General features: G+C 34.0%; 1 protein-coding gene. It reads left to right on the forward strand.

The features are described 5' to 3' along the window. Nucleotides 1-99: 99 nt before the first annotated feature. Nucleotides 100-351: a GIY-YIG nuclease family protein gene (locus OU788_RS12565; protein ID WP_274635476.1), complete on the forward strand. Its 252-nt coding sequence runs from the start codon at nucleotides 100-102 to the stop codon at nucleotides 349-351. Nucleotides 352-679 lie beyond the last annotated feature (328 nt).

The following is a 679-nucleotide window of genomic DNA, read 5'->3' on the forward strand; positions in this document are numbered from 1 at the left end:
AGAGCACTTGGTTTACACCCAAGGGGTCAGGGGTTCGAATCCCTTCGCGCCCACAGATAAAACCTCTACATTTTGTAGAGGTTTTTTTATTTTACAGCTATGAATTACTTCGTTTATATTTTGTATTCAAAAACTTTAGATAAATATTATATCGGTTCTACGAATGATGTGGAAAACCGATTAAGAAAACATTTGTCAAATCATAAAGGATATACATCAAAAGCAAAAGACTGGATTGTGGTGTATCAAGAAGTGTGTGGTTCTAAAGAGTTAGCGATTAAAAGAGAATTTACGATTAAAAAATGGAAGAGTAGAAAGATGATAGAGGTTTTAATTGAGAAGAATAGGTAGAGGGTCAGTGTTTATCCCGATGCTAATCGGGAGGTTCGAATCCCTTTCCCGAAATGAATTCGGGACAAGCAGCGCCCACAGATAAAACCTCTACATTTTGTAGAGGTTTTTTACTTTATAGCTATGAGTTACTTTGTTTATATTTTGTATTCAAAAAGGTTGACATTCCAAAGTGTTTCCGACCTACCGAAGATTTATCGTAAAATTTGAAGTGAAGTTCTTGTAAAATTTTAGGCTGTTTGAGCCTAAACGAAATATTATTCAAAGTACTATTTTTTAAAGGCGAGTTCCTAAAATTTAGAGAACGAGCAAAAAATTTAGATAAAGG

Origin of the sequence: Tenacibaculum sp. L6 (assembly GCF_028823685.1) — a bacterium.
Classification (GTDB): Bacteria; Bacteroidota; Bacteroidia; order Flavobacteriales; family Flavobacteriaceae; genus Polaribacter.